Here is a 17,463-nt window from a genome sequence, read left to right on the forward strand (position 1 = left end):
TGAGGGGATTTTTCAGCTATTCTTAACGGTGCGCGAGTTGCCTTAGCACTCGCCCGGCACGCCCGCCTCTTCCTTCGTCCGGAAGCTCGAGCCGCAGCCGCACGTCGCGATCGCGTTCGGATTATTCATCGTAAAGCCGCCGCCCATCGCAGACTCCTTGTAGTCGATCTGCAAGCCGCGCAAATATTTGACGCTATCCTTCTCCATGACGACCTTCAAGCCGTTCAGCTCGAGCGTGTCGTCGGCTTCGGACACCTCTTCGTCGATGCCCATGCCGTATGTGAAGCCGCTGCAGCCGCCCGTCTTCACGCCTAAGCGCAAATACGCGTCCGTCATTCCGTCCGCAGCCATCAATTGCTTGATCTTCTCCGATGCCAATTCGGAAATGTCGATCATTGGAAAGCACCTCCTTCCTTATAGTATACAACTCCGAACCCGAGCGCTCAAGGGAAGTACAAATTTGTGAAAAATGTCACATATTAAGCCCGTTTCCCTCTTCTCGATATTGCCGGGTCGAATCAACAGGTTTATAATAGATTGAGCTTTGCTAGAGTGCGGACATAAGGAGGAATCAACCCATGAGCACGCTCGTTGCGGGTATGGACAAGCGCATGGCCGCGATTGCGGAGAAAGTGCAGAACGGCGTACGGCTGTCCATCGAGGACGGCCTCTACTTATATGAAACGAACGACATATTGACCTTAGGTCAACTGGCGAATCAGGTCAATCAGCGCAAGAACGGCAACAAGGTGTACTTCATCGAAAACATGACCCTCTACTTCACCAACGTGTGCGAAGCGCATTGCGCGTTCTGCAACTATCGCCGCGACCCCGGCGAAGACGGGGCCTTCACGCTCTCGCCGGAGGAAGTGATCGCCTTCGCGGAACAGCATTACCACCCGGGCGTTCGCGAGTTCCACATCACCGGCGGCCATAACAATACGGTGCCGTTCCAGTATTACGTCGATTCCGTGCGCGCGCTCAAAACCCGTTTCCCGGACGTGACGGTGAAGGCGTACACGGGGGCGGAGATCGAGTTTTTCTCGAGACTGAGCGGCATGAGCTTTACGGACGTCCTCCTGACGCTGAAGGAAGCCGGCCTCGGCACGCTGACGGGCGGCGGCGCGGAAATATTGTCCGAGCGCTATCGCAAGAAGATGTCCGTCGACAAGGCGACGACCGACCAGTGGCTCGAGGTGCACCGCGCCGCGCATAAGATCGGCATGAAGACGCACGCCACGATGCTGTACGGCTCGATCGAGACGATCGAAGAGCGGATGCAGCATATGGCCTATTTGCGCGAGCTTCAGGACGAGACGAACGGCTTTATGGTGTTTATCCCGCTCGCGGTGCAGCCCAAGTCGCGCAGCGCCGGCATCAAGCGGCGAACGTCCGCGTTCGAGGATATGCGCATGATCGCGATATCGCGTCTCATGCTCGACAACTTCCCGCATATCAAGGCGTATTTCATCAATATCGGCACGCAGCTGACGCAGATGGCGCTGACGTTCGGCGCTTCCGACGTGCACGGCACGCTCGTGAAGGAGCGCATCAGCCACGCCGCGGGAGCGACGTCCGCCGAAGGCCTTACGCGCGAAGAGCTCGTCTGGTTGATCCAAGGCGCCGGCCGCACGGCCGTCGAACGGGATACGTTTTACAACGAAATCAAAGTGTATTAATTCGGGTATCACCGAAAACTATAGATATTCAAGTGTCCGCGTTACGGTCAAGAAAGGAAGCTATTCATGCGAAATATCGTTATTCTCGGCGGAGGCTACGGCGGATTCACCGTCGCCACCGAATTGCTGCAGGACCGTCTTCCGGACGATTGCCGCCTAACGTTGATCGACCGCATGCCCTTCCAAGGGTTGAAGACGGAATATTACGCCCTCGCGGCGGGTACCGTCTCGGATCTCGCGCTTCGCGTCGCCTTCCCGGTCGATCCCCGCCTCTTCATGAAATACGGCGAAGTGATCGCCGTCGATCTCGAAGCGAAGCGCGTATTGATGGAGAACGAAGACCCGATCGAATACGATCTCCTCGTCATCGCCCTCGGCTGCGTCGACAAGTATCACGGCATCCCCGGCGCGGAGGAGTTCTCGTGCAGCATTCAGACGTTCTCGTCGAGTCGGAGAACGTATCAACAAGTCAACGACGTGAAGCCGTACGGCCAAGTGTCGATCGTCGGCGGGGGGCTAAGCGGGGTCGAAGTCGCGGCCGAGCTGCGGGAAAGCCGCCCGGATCTGAACATCCGCATCCTCGACCGCGGACCGAGCGTGCTGTCGGCGTTCCCGGGCAAGGCGCAGGACTACGTCCGTTCCTGGTTCCTCGAGCACGACGTGGAGATGCGAGGCCATGTGGCCATCTCCCGTCTGGAGCAAGGCGTCATCTACGATCGGGACGCCGTGATCGACACGGACGTGACCGTATGGACCGCAGGCATTCAGCCGAGTCCGATCGTGCAGCGGCTGCCGGGCGCCAAGGATAACATCGGACGACTGGTGCTGACCGAACATTATTATCTCCCCGACGACGATAACGTCTTCGTCGTCGGCGATTGCGCGAGCCTGCCGTTCGCGCCGAGCGGACAAGCCGCGGAAGCGCAAGGCAAGCAGGTCGCGGAAATTATCCGCGCCCGGCTGCGCGGCGAAAGCGTACGGCTGAAGCAAATTAAGCTGAAGGGCGTTCTCGGCTCGCTCGGCAAGAAGGCCGGCTTCGGCGTCATGGGCCGCACGACGTTGATGGGCCGCGTACCGCGCCTCCTGAAGAGTGGCGTGCTCTGGATGTCCAAGGTGCATATCGGGTAAATTAATCGAGCGGCAGGTCGGCGAACGGGTCGATCTCCGCTTCGTTTAATTTTTGGACGATTTTCTCGTAGAGCGCCTCGGCGGTTTCGGCCGCGACGATTTCGCCGTCGACCAGAACGTACGGCTCCAGGTAGCACATGCCGCAGTTGCCGAGACAGCCGTATTCGATCGTCTCGACGTCGGGCCGCTCTTCTTCGAGCCGGCGCAAGATCGCATCCGTCCCGTGGTGCATGTTGTTCGTGCAAAATTCGACCAAGCGATTCATAAGAGGCCACGCTCCGTTTAACTTTCTTGCGTTTTGTAATATAATATAGGAGGAAAAGGAGATGATTTCAATGACGACGAACACCGATGAAAAAATGTACGACGAAGTGCTCGAGGTGTTGGATAAATTGCGTCCGTTCCTGCAGCGCGACGGCGGCGACGTAGAACTCGTGGAAATCGAGGACGGCATCGTGAAGCTTCGCTTGATGGGCGCATGCGGCAGCTGCCCGAGCTCGACGATCACGCTGAAAGCGGGCATCGAACGCGCCCTTACGGAAGAGATCGAAGGCGTTAAGGAAGTTATGCAAGTATTTTAACCCGATCTTATCTCAAGAAAACCTGACGGCCCTTGCGGCGCGTCAGGTTTTTTTTCGTTACGGGATGTAGTTTCGGATCGGATCGAAGCCTCCGGTCACCTCGATCACGTTGCCGGTCACGTAATCCGACGCCGGATCGCACAGGAACGCCACGACGCGCGCGACGTCTCCGCCCGCGCCCGGCCGCTGCCCCGGCGATTCCGGATCGGCGAGCCCGCGGACGTCCTCGATGCCCATCTCCTTATGCGCTCCGCGAATGTCCCCCGGGCATATCATGTTCACCGTGATGCCGGAAGCCGCCTCCTCGACGGCGAGCGTCTTCGTCAGAGAGACGAGACCGACCTTCGCCGCGGCGTAAGCCGCTCGGTGAGGCCAGCCTCTCGCTTCGGCGGCGCGACCGAAGCCGAAGTGCACGATGCGCCCCCACCTGCGCTCCCGCATGCCCGGAATGACGAGCCGGTCGAGCCGCATCGGGCCGAGCAGATTGCCCTGCATCAGCGCCTCGGCTTCTTCCTCCGCGTAGTCCGCGAAGCGCCGGCGCTCCCGGATGAACGGCCCGGCGTTGTTCACGAGGATGTCGACGCCGGCGCCCAGCTCGCGCTCGACGTCGGCGACGAGCCGTTGGGGCGCCGCCGGGTCGGCCACATCGGCGCGAATCGCGGCCGCTCGTACGCCCGCCGCCCGCAGCCGCTCGACGAGCTCCGCCGCGTCCGCCTCGCTTCGGACGTAGTTGACGGCGACGTTGCAGCCGAGCGCCGCCAGCTCGAGCGCCGTCATGCGTCCGAGTCCCCGGGCGCTCCCCGTGACGAGCGCCGTCCTGCCTGCGAGCGGCTTCCCCGTTCGCGATTCCATTCACGATCCCTCCCGCGGAGATAAGGTGTCGGCGCGTCTCGCTTACGCGCGCTTGTCGCAGTACTGCAGCACCGCGTGCAGCGACTCGCCGGCCATCGCGTAGCCCGCTTGCAGCATCGCCACGTTGCGGCGCAAATCCTCGATCGGCGTTCTCGGGTCGCGCGGACGAAGCCGCAGCCGTCCGTCTTCGTCGAGCAGCTCCGTGTTGATCGCATGCACCTCGTGGTTGCGCATCAACCGAAGATCCCGGACCGGCTCGCGGTATTTGTTCCGCGTCTCGTCGAGCCGCCGAAGCAGCTCGGGCTCGGCGCGCGCTTCGCGCATGCACCGAAGCACCGTAAAATACGAATACCGCTCCTTCACTCGCTCCGCGTGCAGTCCGAAGATGTCGTTCATGAACGAGCCGAGCTTGTCCAACACCGAGAAGACGCGGATGAACGCGTTCTTATAGAAATATAGATGCCTGCGGAAATCCGTTCGCTCCTCCGGTCCCATCTCTTCCATGTAATCGTGTTGCACCCGCTCGGCGAAGTGGATCGCGCAATGCACGCTCTGCTCCAGCTCGTCGAACGACGAAGCGAGGCTCTTCATCCAAGCGACCAGCGTCTGCGCCCGTCCGGCTTGTTCCCCGCCGCGGAGCTTGCCGTATTTGATCGCCAGCTCGTTCGTCAGCGCAAGAATGTCCCGCATCTGGGCGTCGTCGGTTCTCGGCGGCTCGTCGCACATTTTCCGAAGCATGCTCTTCCCATTCTCCCCTTCCTGCAGCGTTATGCCCGAAGGGCGTTCGGCGTCAGCGCCGATCCGCCCGTCCGGCTTCCCAAACCGTAATGCTTAAGTAGCTTAACACCGCGAACAACACCGATATGATCATCGTATGCAGCAGCGTCCCGAGCACATAGCTGTCCGTGCCCGCCAGCGCCATCAGCAGGCCGCCGCTAAGCACTTGCGCGACGACGAGGACGAGCGACCACATCGCCCCGTTCGAGATGTCCCGCCGCGACGCGTACGCGCGCCAGGTGTACAGCGCGAGCGCGAGGACGACCGCGAACAACAGGTAAGCGGCGGTCCGGTGGGTGAACGCGACCGCCGTCGCCCCTTCGAGCGCGGACGGGACGACTTGTCCGTTGCACAGCGGGAACCCCGCGCAGCCGCCGCCCGAGTCGGTGTGGCTCGTGTACGCCCCCGTATAGACGACGACGTACGAGTACAGTGTCGTCAACCATACCGCAAGACGAAACCCGCCGGACACCGGCCGGACCGCTTCGATCGACCGGTCGCCTCTAAAGTATGCTCTTACCGACGTGACTGTCAGCAGCGTAAGCGTGAAGGCGAGCAGCGAAATGCCGAAGTGCAGGGCGAGAATCGCGTCGGACTGCGGATTCATCACCTGCGCGGCGCCGAGTCCGGCTTGCAGCACCGTGAACAAGAGCGCGCCGGTCGAATACAGCCTCGGCGCGCGGCGAGGGACGCGAAGGAACACCGCGATCGCCGCCGCCAAGATCAACAGCCCGACGACGCCGCTGACGACCCTGTGGCTGTATTCGATAATCGACGTAATCGTATAATCCGGTACGAATTTGCCGTTGCACAGCGGCCAGTCGTCGCCGCAGCCGCGGCCGGACTCCGTCTGCGTGACCGTAGCGCCCATCAACAAGACGAGAAACATTCCGATACACGCCGCGAGCGCGAGCGCGCGAACCGCGCTTCCACCTTTTCTCATTATGCATAACTCCCGTAATCATAAGATTGGCAAAGCGTCCGCTTTGCGTTTTATCACTGCCAATTATATCGGTTCGACAGGCGAAACGCCATTTCCCGACTCTGAACTTTGTATGAACTCCCGCAAATTTGCCCGAATAGCGAACGATCCGGTACGTCGATCGGCGTTAAGCTTCCGCTTGACGAAACGTCAAAAAAGACCGCCCCAAGGGCAAAACAGCCCTCAAAGACGGTCTTCCTCTACAACCTAGCCGACCTTATCGGCCGGAGTTCGCGAGCTCGTCGGACACTTGCACGACGCGATCGAGGAACCCTTCGATCTCTTCGCGCGTCTTCCGCAGCTTGCTGATGAACGTAATCGTCTCGCGTCCTTCGTGGAACGCGACGAAGCTCGGAATGCCGAGAATGTTATAGCGCTCCCCGAGCTCCGGGAATGCGTCCCGGTCGACGACCAGGAACGTGATTTTGTCCGCGTACTTCTCGGCCACGTCCGGCATGAACGGGTCGATATACACGCAATCCTTGCACCAATCCGCCTTGAACAGCGCCACCGTCGGCTTCGAGGACGCGATGGTCTCGTCGAACGCCGCGACGCTATCGAGTTTCTTCAGCATATCGATCAAAACTCCTTCGTTATGGTTACGGTACCCGATGCCGGGTCCCAGCCCTTCTCCCCGCCGAGCGCCAGCGTGATGAATCCGATCGGCACGAACGTCGAGTTCGTCGATGCGATAATCTCCGGCGCTTCCGGCAGCGATTGCGCGACGCCGTTCACGGTGGCCGACGTAGAGCCGACCTTCATGACGATCTCGACGCCGTCGACGTCGTCCTTGATCGTAATCGTCGACGTCGCGCCGTCCCACGCCACCTTCGCGTCCAGCTGCTCGCTGACGTATCGGACCGGCACCATCGTCGTGCCCGCTCCTTTAATATATGGCGAAACGCCGTCCGGTACGCTCGCGTTCGCCCCCATCGTCATATCGAACGAATGGCGCGTCATTCGGAGATCGTTCTTCAAGATATCGTACAACAGCGAACCGCTCTCGACGTTGGCGAGCCGCTCCCGCGGTTTGACCTCGGTCGGGAACGTCGCCGTCGTCCCTTCGATCGGCTCCGCCTTCACGGCGCCGTTCACGTTCCACCACCGGCTCTCGACGTCGATGCGAATCGCGCCGACTCCGTCGGCGGCATCCGTCGCCGGCTCGAGATAGAGTCCTACGTCCATGCCGGTCGGCTTCGCCCCGTCGAGCAACAGCGCGAACGTCGCTCCGCTCTCCGGCGTCAGGTCGGAGCCGAACGCGCCTTCCGCTTCCAAGTCGGCCGCGAAGCCTTCGAGCGCCGTCGTGACTTGACCGTACAAGAACTCCACGGCGAGCCCTTTATTGTTCAGTGCGATCCTCAGAATCGGATCCGCGCTCTCCTTCGCCATCTCCGTAAGCGAAGGCTTCAATGCATCGTACAGCGTGCCGATGAACGCCTTCAGCCCTGCCTCGTCCTCGAGGATCGCGGATATCGCCGTCGAGACGAGCTCCGTCAGCTCTTCGACGCCGACTTCCGTCGTAACGGTCGCGAGCGACTTCGACTGCCCGTCGATCGTCGCCGTCGTCGATCCGAGCTTCGTGCGTTCCGGATTCGGCACATGGCTAAGCACGTACGTAACGATGTCCGATACCGCGTTCCGTCCGGCTTCCCCGGACAACGCCTCCGACAGCATGTCGCCGCCGAGCAGGCCGCTCGCGCCCGCTCCCGCGAATCCGTTCAGCTCCAGCTCGAACGGCTGGATCGCGCCCTCGACGTCGAGCACCATCGACGTTTCGTCCACGAACATGCGGAACGGAATGTCGCCCTTCGACAGCTCGATCGTTCCTTCCATCGAAGCCGTTCCTTGACTCTCTTGCAGCAGCTCCGTCACGACGATCGCGCCGCTGCCGAATACGTCCGCAAGCCGATCCGCCTCCGCGTTCCCCTTCGACTCCGCATCGATCTCCCATGCGAGCGATAACGTGCCTTCCGACGACTTCACGTCGAGCATGTCGGCGACCGCCTGATTCACGTCCACGCCGCCGACCGCTTCGCAGCCGATCAAGCCGAGCATCGAGCCTGCGGCCGCGATCGATAATAGTCCGCGCTTCCCGATCCGTTTCACGATCCATTCCCCCTATCGAGTTCCCGGTTTCTCCCAAAACCCTATCTATGATTATAGCTCGTTCAGGGGGAAAATGCATGACAAAACCTCGTCCCTCCGGAAAAAGTTCATGTCGCGCCGCGGCGATGGATACACTGTAGCAGGAGGCGAGCGAACATGCGAACGCGAGAAGAACCGTTATGGAAGACGCTGCTGCGGCGGATGACCGCCTGGCTCGGAGTCGGCGACGCGGAGACGGAGAGCGGTTCGCCCGTCGGCGAAGCCGTCCTCCGCGTCGACCCGAAGGAGCGCGAGCGGCTTCGGCGCCGGCTGGCCCGGCCGCCCGGCGCGTCGGCGGGACCGGACGGCGGGACGGCCCGGCTCGTCGAGCGGATCCTGAACGAGACGCGGGAACGCAACCGGGACAACGTGACGCGGACGAACGCATACCGGGAGTTTTACATCCGGCACCCCGAGGTGCACTGGGCGTTCCTGGCCCACATGGTGTCCCGCAACGGCGGCTGGAACATGACCGATCTGCAAGGCGAGCTGCTGCCTCGACTTCTCGCGACGGCGACGCGCGGCCGGCTGTTCGACATGCTGGAGGACGCCAATGCGTTCATCTTCGGCGACGCGTTCCCGCAGCTGCTTCTGTACGAGGAGAGCCGGAAGCGAGGCAAGCCTTGCTTCTCGCTGCTGCCCGCCTTCGGCGTGTCCCGCTTCATGCAGCCGGTGTGGGAGCGGTTCTGGGAGACGCGGGATTCGGCGCTGCTCACGACGGCGCTCATCGTGAACGAGCAGCATTATATCGAAGGCCGGATCATCCGCGACCCCAAGGTGCAGGAGCAGGTGCTGTCGTCGCTGCCGTTCCAGGCGCAGGCGGCGCTGCAGCTCAATCAGGTGTACATTCCTTACGGCGGCCGGGACGGCGATGGGCGCCAGCGGCTGGCAGGACTCATTTTAGAAAATTTCGGCGATCTCGCGGAACGGATCGAGGTCGGCAAGACGCTGTACGCGATGCTGTTCGGCATCCCCGCCGTCGCCGCCGGGGCGGAGGCGTTCGCGTCGAAGACGCCGCATACCGGCTCGCGGGCCGATTACTGGCCGGAGCTATACACGCGGCAAGCGGCCGGCCTGCCCGGCGGGCCGTACGAAGCGCGTCTGGACGGCCGGAAGCTGCGCCCCGGCGCCAAGCGCTTCTACAGCCCGCGGCTCGAGGCCGCGTGGAAAAGAAGACCGCTCCGGGAACCGGAGCGGTACGATTGGTTTCGCGACGCCGACGAAGCTTGCGCCTATTTGACGGACGCGCGGGCGGCGCCGCCGTACGAGATGGGCGCCGAAGCGTGCTACGGCCTGAACAAGCTCGAGCTCGCGGTGCTCGCCAAGGCGGCGCTGCGCTAGCGGACGAGGCGCAGCTTCCGCAGCGCCGGAGCGGCGCGGTCCCACAGCTTGCGCGCCTTCGGCGGCAGCCCTTCGGCGTCCGCCGCGACGAACGCGCCGGTGCGCAGCAGCAGCACCGGGTACAGCGCCGCCGTCGTCCCCGCCGCGAGCAGCGTCTGCAGCATGGCGTCCCAGAACGCGACGCCGAACGGATGGACGTACGCGTACGCGGCCCAGCCGACGGCCGCGCCGATCGCCGCCTGCAGCGCGACCGTCGCGGCGAACGGCGCCGCCCGGCGGCCGAACGCTTCGTAACGGATCAGCTTCCGCAGCGATCGCAGATTCAGCGCCATCGTGACGGCGAAGCAAAGCGCCGTGCCCGCGACGACGCCGTAAATCCCGATGAGCGGCGCAAGCGAGAGCGACAGCGCAAGCTTGACGACGATCCCGACGGCGATATGCTTCATCGGCAGCTCCGGCCGCCCGATCCCGAGCAGAATCGATCCGGAGATCATCATGACCACCTGGAACAGGACGGAGCACACCATCGCCACGATGACCCAGGAGCCTTCGGCGTCCTTGAAGAGGAACGTGTTCAGCGGAAACGCCGACGTCGCCATGACGACGACCGCCGGCACGCCGGATAAGTACGTCATCCGCAGCGCCAGCGACGTCTGTCGTTCGACCTCGGGCGTATCCCTCCGGACGAAGGCGGACGAGATGATCGGCAAGATCGACTGGCTCAGCGCGATCGCGAAGATGACCGGGATGCCCGCGAGCGACTGCGCCCGGCTCGTCAGCCAGCCCTGCATCTCTTGCGCGAGCGCGTCCCCGTACTCGGCGATGAGCAGCGGCTTCGTCGCGAGCGAGTCGATAAGATAGATGGTCGGCACCGCCAGCGCCGTAATCGACACCGGGATCGACAGCTTCAGAATCGCCTTGAAGATCGAGCGGAACGAAGAGGCGTCCGCGCTCGCGACCGCCGGATCCGCCGTCAACCCGGCCTCCGGAACGCCGGGCGCCGAAACGGCGACGACGGCGCCTCCGTCCCCGGCCGCCGCCGCCCGCGCCGGAGCGGGCTCGCGGCGCAGCTTCGCGCCGTAATACAGCATGACGGCCGCCGCCGCGACGGTGCCGAGCACGCCGCCGAAAGACGCCCCGGCCACCGCCCATACGATGCCGTAGCCGAGCTCCAATAAGAAATAAGCCAAGACGATCGAGGTGACGACGCGCAGGATCTGTTCCCAAATTTGGGACAGCCCGTTCGCCCCCATCCGTTGCCGCCCGTGGAAATATCCCCGCTCGACCGCGATCCAGGGAAACAAAATCAGAGCCGGCGCCAACGCCCGAATGGCGAGCGTCGCGTTCGGATCCTTATTAACCGCGGCGAGGGCCGGCGCCAATAAGAAGACGAGCGCAGCGGCGCCGACGCCCGCGACGAGGGCATACCGATTCGCCGCCCGGCGGATCGCCTCCCCTTCCTCCGGCCGGCCGAGCGCGTACTTCTCGGACACCAGCTTCGCGATCGCGCTCGGAAACCCGGCCGTCGCCAGCACAAGCAACCACATGTACACGTTATACGACGTCACGTACGTCGACATCCCCGCGTCGTCCAACAGCCGCTGCAGCGGAATGCGCTGCACGACGCCGAGGACGCGCGCAACGAGGGCCGCTCCGGCTAAAATCAACGTCCCTCTCAACAACATCTTCCCGCTCAACCTTCAACGCCTCGTTTCCTTGAACGCAAAACGACGGCCCCACAGGGCCGCCCGTTTCGCCTTGCATGTTGGATGGATTTCTCGTTATTCCTTCGGACCTACCGGCTCGAGCGGCTTCGCGTTGCCGTACACCGGCTTCGCGCCGTGGACGGGCGCCGCCCAGCGAACGCCGTTGCGGATGACGCGCAGCACTTCTTCGTTATGATACGTCGGGTACGTCTCGTGCCCCGGACGGAAGTAAAACACTTTGCCTTGCCCGCGTCGGTACGTGCAGCCGCTGCGGAACACTTCGCCGCCCGTGAACCACGAGACGAAGACGAGTTCTTCCGGCGCCGGAATGTCGAAGTGCTCGCCGTACATCTCTTCCGCCGGCAGCTCGATGTAAGCGCCGAGCCCTTCCGCGATCGGGTGCGACGGATCGACGACCCAGAGGCGCTCCTTGTCTTCCGCTTCGCGCCACTTCAAGTCGCAGGACGTGCCCATCAGCTTCTTGAAAATTTTCGAGAAATGGCCGGAGTGGAGCACGATCAGCCCCATGCCTTCCAAGACGCGCTTATGTACGCGGTCGACGATGTCGTCCTGTACTTCCCCGTGCGCCATATGCCCCCACCAGATCAAGACGTCCGTATCGGCCAATACCGCTTCGGTCAAGCCGTGCTCCGGCTGGTCCAACCACGCCGTGCGGATCTCCAATCCGTTCTCCGCGATGCCTTCGGCGATCGCGCCGTGGATGCCGTTCGGATAGATGCTTCTCACTTTTTCGTTCTTAAATTCGTGTCGGTTCTCGTTCCATACCGTTACTCGAATGCTCACGAAGAAAGCCACCTTTGCCCAGATATTTACTCGTTATTAGATTAAATGATCCACACGACAAACACAACAATCATAGCCGCTTGAAGAACGAACTTCGCGACGGTGCTCGTGAACAGGCCGACCAGCGCGCCGACCCCCGCCTTCATCGCGGGCAGCGGCTTCGTCCCGACGAGCAGCTCTCCGAGCACCGCGCCCAGGAACGGGCCGATCAGAAGACCGAACGCCGGGATGACGAACGGGCCGACGATCAAGCCGATCGTGCTGCCCCATACCGAGGCCCGCCCCCCGCCGAACTTCTTCACTCCGAGCGCGCCGACGGCATAGTCCGCCACCGTAATGACGACGACGACGATCGTCTGGATCGTCCAGAACCAAAACCCGAATTCCGACCAACCGAAGAAGAACCCGTACACGAAGAACGCTCCGTAAATCGCAAGCGCGCCCGGCAGCACCGGATACACTGCCCCCGCCATGCCGACGAGGAACAAAATAACGACCAACGACCAACCAAGGATGTCCATCTTTCGCTTCGCCTTCCCCTCTCCAGGTTAGAGCATGAAGGTTCGGATGACGTGCGCGACGCCGTCTTCGTCGTTCGTCAGCGTCACTTCGTCGGCGATTCTCTTCACCGCATCCTGCGCGTTCCCCATCGCCACGCCGAGGCCCGCCTCGCGGATCATCGCGACGTCGTTCAAGCTGTCCCCGCAGGCGACGATCTCGTGCATGCCGATGCCGAGCATCTCGCACACTTGACGGAGGCCCGAAGCCTTCGACACGCCGAGCGGATTCAGCTCGATGTTGCACGGATGCGAGTTCGTCGTCTCGAACGTTCCTACGCCCTTAATCGCTTCCGCGACGGACGCGAGCGCCGACGCGTCTTCCGTATAATATCCGAACTTCAGCCACTCCGTACCATACGGGTCTTCGATCCATTCGTTTCGGTTATACACCCGCTCTACGCTGTATCCCCAGTACCAAGTGTCGTACCGCAGCGCGATCTCCCGGAGCGCGGCTACTTCGGCCGCCGGCATCGTATGCCGGGCGCGAAGCTCGTTCGGCGATGCCCACACCTCTCCCCCGTTCACGAGCACCATCGGCGACGCGAGGCCGAGCTGCTCCGCATACGGCAGCGCGCTCGGATACCCCCGGCCCGTGGCGAAGCAGACGACGATCCCTTGGGCGATCGCCTCGCGGATCCAGCGCTCGTTTTCCCCGCTGATCTCGCTCTTCTCGTTCAACAGCGTCCCGTCCATATCGAGCGCCAACAGCTTGTAACTTTTCCCCATGGTTCCTCGCTCCCTTGCGGTCAATCGATTCCGTTCCATTGTAGCCGAAGACGAGGGGAATGCCAAAAAAAAGGTAGGCAACTCGCTCAAAAAAAGGTAAAGTAATGATAGATGTCATTTTCGACATATTACGACATATTTCATGTGGGTGTTAGACATGTTGGATGATCTTCTGATCAGTCTTGAAATCGGTATCTTCTCAACGATTCCGCAATCCTTCGCGGTACTCTTCTTTACGATGACCTTCTGGGGCATCCGAGCGGAGCGGCCTTGGCTTCGCATCGCGCAATATACCGCGGCGAACACGATCTCCTTTATGGTTTTCATGCTGCTTCCGGAAGCGCTTCGTCCGGGCAGTATGCTTTTTACTTCTGCCGCCCTATTTTACTTATTCCGCGATATCTCCCGACGGGATCGGGTGATCATGGCCTTCACCGCCGTGATTCTATATGCCAGCTTGGAAATTACGACGGCGTTCGCGGCCATCTCGCTCGGGCTCGCGCAGCAGTCCGATCTGGCGAACGATCCGCGCGTCATTATCCCTTATCTTCTATTAGGCAATACGATTATTGCGCTCGTCGCGGAGCTGCTGCGACGTTACCGACTATCGCCGGGGAAAGCCATTCGCCTCTTCTTCGACCAGAAGCAGAATCGATTGTTATTTTCCCTCGTACTGCTGTTCGCCGGGAACGTCGTCATTTCGTCGGCGGTGTTCTATTACACGATGTTGCGCCATCCGTTCGCAGCCTCTTATACGCTCGTCGCGACCTCGCTCGTCAGCGTAGTCATTCTAATCGTGACGATCCGCTCGATCATCGCCGTGAAAAACCTGGAAATCTTGAACACCCAAGAGACGTACGTCGACGAGATCGACAATCTGTTCACGACCATCCGCGGGCAGCGGCACGACTTCTTGAACCATGTCCAGGTGATCCAAGCGTTCGTTCGCCGGAAGAAGTTCGACGAGCTCGAACGGTACGTCTCCGAGCTCGTCGGCGAGATCGTCGAAATCAACGATCTCCTTCAGATCGGCCACCCGGCGCTCGCCGCGCTCGTCAAGTCGAAGATGGTGTACGCGCTCGATCGGAAGATCGATTTTCGGTATTCGTTCGAAGGGATGGATCGGATCGGACACGGGGTCGCCTCCGTCGACTACGTGAAGATCGCCGGCAACCTGCTCGACAATGCGTTGGACGAAGTGCTGAACAGCGATCCGGAGAACCGATGGATCGAGATCGCCGGTTGGACGGACGAGGAGAATTTCTATTTATCCGTCTCGAATCCGGCCTACTCCGTCACGGAAGAACAGAAGTCGAACATGTTCCGAAGCGGCTTCACGACGAAGAAGAAAGACGTCCATTCCGGCCTCGGCCTGTCGATCGTGAAAGAGCGGGTCGGCCATTACCGCGGCCAGCTCGACGTCGAGACCGCAGCGGATCACGTCCTGTCGTTCCGCGTCAAACTTCCGCTGCGGCTGCACACGATCGCGCCATAATCGCTTAATCCACGACAACAGGGCTGCTTCGAAAGTCGCGATCGACTTTCCGAAGCAGCCCTTTCGGTTTGCGGCAAGTTATGCGGCGCCGGCCACCCGCTTCGTACGTCTCGTTTTCCAAAGAAGTCCGTGGGTCGGCGACAGCAGCAGCGTCAAGACGAACAGTACGCCGGCGGCGGCCACCATCGTGCCGGTGATGGACGATTCGAGCCAAGCGGCCGCGAAGTAGCCGGCCAGGACGCTGGCGACGCCGTACAGAATCGCGTAAAGGATCATCGTCGACAGCTTCTCCGTCATCAGGTACGCGCTGGCCGGCGGGATGACGATCATGCCGAGCACGAGAATCGCGCCGACGCTCTCGAAGGAAGCGACCGTCGTCACGCTGACGAGGCCCATCAACGCGTAATGGAACAGCGCCGCCGGGATGCCGACCGCCGCCGCCATGAACGGATCGAAGGCGCACAGTTTGAATTGCTTGTAGAACGCGCCGATGCAGCCGACGATCAGGAGCAGCGCGAGGCCGAGCGCCCAGAGCGACTTCGGTCCGATGTCGACGCCGAACAACTCCAGCTTCGTCCATGGCACGTAGTTGATTTCGCCGAACAAGACGCAATCGAGGTCGAGGTCCACTTGATCGGCGTACAAGCTGACCAACACGACGCCGATCGAAAACATCGCGGTGAAGATGACGCCGATCGACGCGTCGGATTGCACGCCCTGCCGATGGAACCATTGGATGAGGAATACCGTCAGCAGTCCGACGGCCGTAGCGGCCAATAGCATCCAGAGCGAATCGCGCGAGCCGCTCATCAGGAAGGCGACGACGATGCCCGGCAGCACCGCGTGCGAGATCGCGTCGCCGATCATCGCCATCTTGCGCAGCATGAGGAACGACCCGACGATCGCGCACGAGACGGCGACGAGTATGCCCGTGGCGAGGATCACCCCTTCGTTCGAACTCATACGGACACTCCTTTCTCCGGCGCGCCGACGCGGCTCGCTTGCTCCCGCCGGACGTCGCGCTTCACCTTCGCTCGCTGCAGCCGCTTCGCGACGAGTCCGCGCCGCGGCGCGAACAGCACCGACAGAACGAAGATCGCCGTCGCCGCGAGCACGGCGAGCGGTCCCGTCGGGAGCTGGTTCGCGACCGTGCTGACGAGCGTGCCCAGCACCCCGCTAGCGGCGCCGAAGACGCCGGCGAGCACGACCATGACGCCGAGGCGGTCGGTCCAATAGCGCGCCGCCACCGCCGGCGTAATGAGCATCGCCGCCATCAAGACGACGCCCACCGCCTGGATGCCGACGACGACCGCTACGACGAGCAGCAGCATCAGGAATTGCTCCAGCGCGGCCGTCGGATACCCGATCATTCGCGCGAAGCCCGCGTCGAAGCTGATCAGCTTGAAGTGCTTGAAGAACAAGGCGCAGGCGGCGATCAGCACCAGAGCAAGCGCCGCCATCGTATACACGTCGGATTGAATCATCGCGGCCGCCTGCCCGAACAGGAACTTGTCGAGACCTGCTTGGCTGCCGCTGCCCGATTGCTGAATTCGCGTCAGCAGCATAATGCCGAGGCCGAAGAACGCGGAGAGCACGATCGCGAGCGCGGCATCCTGCTTGATGCGGCTGTGCCGGGTGATGAAGCCGATCCCGAACGTAGCGATCGCCCCCGCGATCGCTGCGCCGATCATGAAAAACCAAAGCGACTTGATCCCGGTCAGCATGAACGCGATGCAGACGCCCGGCAGCGCCGCATGCGACAGCGCGTCGCCCATCAAGCTCTGCTTGCGCAAGTACGCGAAGCTGCCGAGCACGCCGCTGCTTGTGCCGAGCAGCATCGTCGCGAGCAAAATCCAGCGGATGTTCGGATCCAACGCCAGTTCAAGAACGTTCATCGCCCGCTCACCTCGTTCCGACCAAGAACGGCGAGGATCGATCCCCGCCCAAGATCGCCAGTTTGCCTCCGTACGTATGCTGCAGCTTCACCGCCGTGAACACGTCCTCCGTCGGTCCGATGTCGATCAGCGTCTTATTCAGCAGCATGACCCAATCGAAGTATTCCGCCACCGTCGACAGGTCGTGGTGGACGACCAGCACCGTCTTGCCCTCTTGCTTCAACGCCGTCAACAGCGTGACGATCGCCTTCTCCGTCGCCGCGTCGACCCCGACGAACGGTTCATCCATGAAATACAGCTTCGCGTCCTGCGCGAGCGCCCGCGCGAGGAAGATCCGCTGCTGCTGTCCGCCGGACAGTTGACTGATTTGCCGGTCGGCGAACTCCGCCATGCCGACCTTCGCGAGCGCGTCCATCGCCGCCGCCCGTTCGCGGACGCCCGGACGCTGGAACCATCCGAGCCGTCCGTACGTCCCCATCGTAACGACGTCGAGGGCGTTCGTCGGGAAATCCCAATCGACCGATTCGCGCTGCGGCACGTAACCGACGAGCTTGCGCTGCTCCTTATACGGCCTGCCATAGATGCGCACTTCGCCGGCCGCGCTCGGATGAAGCCCGAGGATCGATTTAATAAGCGTCGACTTGCCGGCGCCGTTCGGCCCCACGATGCCGATCAGCTTGCCTTCCGGGATGGAAAACGTCACGTCCTCGACGACCGGCTTTTTCTGATACGCGATCGTGAGATGATTCACCTCTAACGGAGCTTGTGCGTGAGTCCTTGCCGTCATGCCGC

The 17,463-nt window shown here is 62.0% G+C and carries 19 protein-coding genes; 5 read left to right on the forward strand and 14 right to left on the reverse strand.

Features of this window, described 5'->3' with window-relative positions; all coding sequences use genetic code 11:
• Nucleotides 1-42: 42 nt before the first annotated feature.
• Entirely contained in the window at nucleotides 43-396 is a 354-nt protein-coding gene (locus RIN49_RS24080; RefSeq protein ID WP_309122696.1) for a HesB/IscA family protein, read from the reverse strand.
• 182 nt (nucleotides 397-578) lie between these two features.
• On the opposite strand from RIN49_RS24080, the gene mqnE reads away from it, so the two are divergent.
• Both mqnE and RIN49_RS24090 read left to right on the forward strand, forming a co-directional pair.
• A complete protein-coding gene (mqnE, locus tag RIN49_RS24085; protein WP_309122697.1) occupies nucleotides 579-1,679 on the forward strand; it encodes an aminofutalosine synthase MqnE in 1,101 nt (366 codons plus the stop codon).
• A 66-nt stretch (nucleotides 1,680-1,745) separates the two neighbouring features.
• On the forward strand, nucleotides 1,746-2,807 hold the full coding sequence (locus tag RIN49_RS24090; RefSeq protein ID WP_309122698.1) for an NAD(P)/FAD-dependent oxidoreductase: 1,062 nt from the start codon (nucleotides 1,746-1,748) through the stop codon (nucleotides 2,805-2,807).
• A 1-nt stretch (nucleotide 2,808) separates the two neighbouring features.
• On the opposite strand, the gene RIN49_RS24095 is transcribed toward RIN49_RS24090, so the two are convergent.
• On the reverse strand, nucleotides 2,809-3,072 hold the full coding sequence (locus RIN49_RS24095; RefSeq protein ID WP_309122699.1) for a YuzB family protein: 264 nt from the start codon (nucleotides 3,070-3,072) through the stop codon (nucleotides 2,809-2,811).
• Between the two features lie 70 nt (nucleotides 3,073-3,142).
• Here RIN49_RS24095 and RIN49_RS24100 point away from each other — a divergent pair, with 70 nt between their 5' ends.
• Nucleotides 3,143-3,388 (forward strand): NifU family protein, encoded by a 246-nt coding sequence (locus RIN49_RS24100; RefSeq protein ID WP_138193078.1) that lies wholly within the window; start codon nucleotides 3,143-3,145, stop codon nucleotides 3,386-3,388.
• A 57-nt stretch (nucleotides 3,389-3,445) separates the two neighbouring features.
• Here the strand turns inward: RIN49_RS24100 and RIN49_RS24105 are convergent, their stop codons facing one another.
• The 5 genes from RIN49_RS24105 to RIN49_RS24125 all read right to left on the reverse strand — a co-directional run bounded on the left by RIN49_RS24105 (nucleotide 3,446) and on the right by RIN49_RS24125 (nucleotide 8,105).
• Complete coding sequence (locus RIN49_RS24105; RefSeq protein WP_309122700.1) at nucleotides 3,446-4,240, reverse strand: SDR family oxidoreductase; 795 nt, start codon at nucleotides 4,238-4,240, stop codon at nucleotides 3,446-3,448.
• Between the two features lie 42 nt (nucleotides 4,241-4,282).
• Nucleotides 4,283-4,978: a Cthe_2314 family HEPN domain-containing protein gene (locus RIN49_RS24110; RefSeq protein ID WP_309122701.1), complete on the reverse strand. Its 696-nt coding sequence runs from the start codon at nucleotides 4,976-4,978 to the stop codon at nucleotides 4,283-4,285.
• A 52-nt stretch (nucleotides 4,979-5,030) separates the two neighbouring features.
• Complete coding sequence (locus RIN49_RS24115) at nucleotides 5,031-5,960, reverse strand: COX15/CtaA family protein (RefSeq protein WP_309122702.1); 930 nt, start codon at nucleotides 5,958-5,960, stop codon at nucleotides 5,031-5,033.
• Between the two features lie 256 nt (nucleotides 5,961-6,216).
• Nucleotides 6,217-6,570 (reverse strand): thioredoxin family protein, encoded by a 354-nt coding sequence (locus RIN49_RS24120; RefSeq protein WP_309122734.1) that lies wholly within the window; start codon nucleotides 6,568-6,570, stop codon nucleotides 6,217-6,219.
• Between the two features lie 8 nt (nucleotides 6,571-6,578).
• Complete coding sequence (locus tag RIN49_RS24125; protein ID WP_309122703.1) at nucleotides 6,579-8,105, reverse strand: copper amine oxidase N-terminal domain-containing protein; 1,527 nt, start codon at nucleotides 8,103-8,105, stop codon at nucleotides 6,579-6,581.
• A gap of 156 nt (nucleotides 8,106-8,261) precedes the next feature.
• Here RIN49_RS24125 and RIN49_RS24130 point away from each other — a divergent pair, with 156 nt between their 5' ends.
• Nucleotides 8,262-9,485: a DUF2515 family protein gene (locus RIN49_RS24130; RefSeq protein WP_309122704.1), complete on the forward strand. Its 1,224-nt coding sequence runs from the start codon at nucleotides 8,262-8,264 to the stop codon at nucleotides 9,483-9,485.
• On the opposite strand, the gene RIN49_RS24135 is transcribed toward RIN49_RS24130, so the two are convergent.
• The 4 genes from RIN49_RS24135 to RIN49_RS24150 form a co-directional block, all read right to left on the reverse strand.
• Nucleotides 9,482-11,182 (reverse strand): putative polysaccharide biosynthesis protein, encoded by a 1,701-nt coding sequence (locus RIN49_RS24135; RefSeq protein ID WP_309122705.1) that lies wholly within the window; start codon nucleotides 11,180-11,182, stop codon nucleotides 9,482-9,484. The two genes, RIN49_RS24130 and RIN49_RS24135, sit on opposite strands and share 4 nt — an antisense overlap.
• Nucleotides 11,183-11,266: 84 nt before the next feature.
• Nucleotides 11,267-11,995 (reverse strand): ThuA domain-containing protein, encoded by a 729-nt coding sequence (locus tag RIN49_RS24140; RefSeq protein ID WP_309122706.1) that lies wholly within the window; start codon nucleotides 11,993-11,995, stop codon nucleotides 11,267-11,269.
• Between the two features lie 41 nt (nucleotides 11,996-12,036).
• On the reverse strand, nucleotides 12,037-12,516 hold the full coding sequence (locus tag RIN49_RS24145; protein ID WP_309122707.1) for a DUF456 domain-containing protein: 480 nt from the start codon (nucleotides 12,514-12,516) through the stop codon (nucleotides 12,037-12,039).
• A gap of 27 nt (nucleotides 12,517-12,543) precedes the next feature.
• Complete coding sequence (locus RIN49_RS24150; RefSeq protein ID WP_309122708.1) at nucleotides 12,544-13,281, reverse strand: Cof-type HAD-IIB family hydrolase; 738 nt, start codon at nucleotides 13,279-13,281, stop codon at nucleotides 12,544-12,546.
• Between the two features lie 157 nt (nucleotides 13,282-13,438).
• On the opposite strand from RIN49_RS24150, the gene RIN49_RS24155 reads away from it, so the two are divergent.
• Nucleotides 13,439-14,776: a sensor histidine kinase gene (locus RIN49_RS24155; RefSeq protein WP_309122709.1), complete on the forward strand. Its 1,338-nt coding sequence runs from the start codon at nucleotides 13,439-13,441 to the stop codon at nucleotides 14,774-14,776.
• A 78-nt stretch (nucleotides 14,777-14,854) separates the two neighbouring features.
• On the opposite strand, the gene RIN49_RS24160 is transcribed toward RIN49_RS24155, so the two are convergent.
• From RIN49_RS24160 to RIN49_RS24170, 3 genes are read right to left on the reverse strand one after another with little or no spacing between them, the layout of a single operon-like run.
• Complete coding sequence (locus RIN49_RS24160; protein ID WP_309122710.1) at nucleotides 14,855-15,739, reverse strand: metal ABC transporter permease; 885 nt, start codon at nucleotides 15,737-15,739, stop codon at nucleotides 14,855-14,857.
• Nucleotides 15,736-16,671: a metal ABC transporter permease gene (locus RIN49_RS24165; protein WP_309122711.1), complete on the reverse strand. Its 936-nt coding sequence runs from the start codon at nucleotides 16,669-16,671 to the stop codon at nucleotides 15,736-15,738. Before RIN49_RS24165 ends, RIN49_RS24160 begins: the two co-directional genes overlap by 4 nt.
• A 7-nt stretch (nucleotides 16,672-16,678) precedes the next feature.
• Entirely contained in the window at nucleotides 16,679-17,458 is a 780-nt protein-coding gene (locus RIN49_RS24170; protein WP_309122712.1) for a metal ABC transporter ATP-binding protein, read from the reverse strand.
• Between the last annotated feature and the right edge of the window lie 5 nt (nucleotides 17,459-17,463).

The organism is Paenibacillus sp. (genome assembly GCF_031177825.1).
Taxonomy (GTDB): Bacteria; Bacillota; Bacilli; order Paenibacillales; family YIM-B00363; genus Paenibacillus_AE.

Coding starts and splice junctions, on each gene's coding strand:
- RIN49_RS24150 (WP_309122708.1), bottom strand. CDS start 13,281: ATGGGGAAAAGTTACAAGCTGTTGGCGCTCGATATGGACGGGACGCTG.
- mqnE (WP_309122697.1), top strand. CDS start 579: ATGAGCACGCTCGTTGCGGGTATGGACAAGCGCATGGCCGCGATTGCG.
- RIN49_RS24170 (WP_309122712.1), bottom strand. CDS start 17,458: ATGACGGCAAGGACTCACGCACAAGCTCCGTTAGAGGTGAATCATCTC.
- RIN49_RS24160 (WP_309122710.1), bottom strand. CDS start 15,739: ATGAGTTCGAACGAAGGGGTGATCCTCGCCACGGGCATACTCGTCGCC.
- RIN49_RS24115 (WP_309122702.1), bottom strand. CDS start 5,960: ATGAGAAAAGGTGGAAGCGCGGTTCGCGCGCTCGCGCTCGCGGCGTGT.
- RIN49_RS24095 (WP_309122699.1), bottom strand. CDS start 3,072: ATGAATCGCTTGGTCGAATTTTGCACGAACAACATGCACCACGGGACG.
- RIN49_RS24090 (WP_309122698.1), top strand. CDS start 1,746: ATGCGAAATATCGTTATTCTCGGCGGAGGCTACGGCGGATTCACCGTC.
- RIN49_RS24145 (WP_309122707.1), bottom strand. CDS start 12,516: ATGGACATCCTTGGTTGGTCGTTGGTCGTTATTTTGTTCCTCGTCGGC.
- RIN49_RS24100 (WP_138193078.1), top strand. CDS start 3,143: ATGACGACGAACACCGATGAAAAAATGTACGACGAAGTGCTCGAGGTG.
- RIN49_RS24155 (WP_309122709.1), top strand. CDS start 13,439: ATGTTGGATGATCTTCTGATCAGTCTTGAAATCGGTATCTTCTCAACG.
- RIN49_RS24105 (WP_309122700.1), bottom strand. CDS start 4,240: ATGGAATCGCGAACGGGGAAGCCGCTCGCAGGCAGGACGGCGCTCGTC.
- RIN49_RS24080 (WP_309122696.1), bottom strand. CDS start 396: ATGATCGACATTTCCGAATTGGCATCGGAGAAGATCAAGCAATTGATG.
- RIN49_RS24110 (WP_309122701.1), bottom strand. CDS start 4,978: ATGCTTCGGAAAATGTGCGACGAGCCGCCGAGAACCGACGACGCCCAG.
- RIN49_RS24165 (WP_309122711.1), bottom strand. CDS start 16,671: ATGAACGTTCTTGAACTGGCGTTGGATCCGAACATCCGCTGGATTTTG.
- RIN49_RS24130 (WP_309122704.1), top strand. CDS start 8,262: ATGCGAACGCGAGAAGAACCGTTATGGAAGACGCTGCTGCGGCGGATG.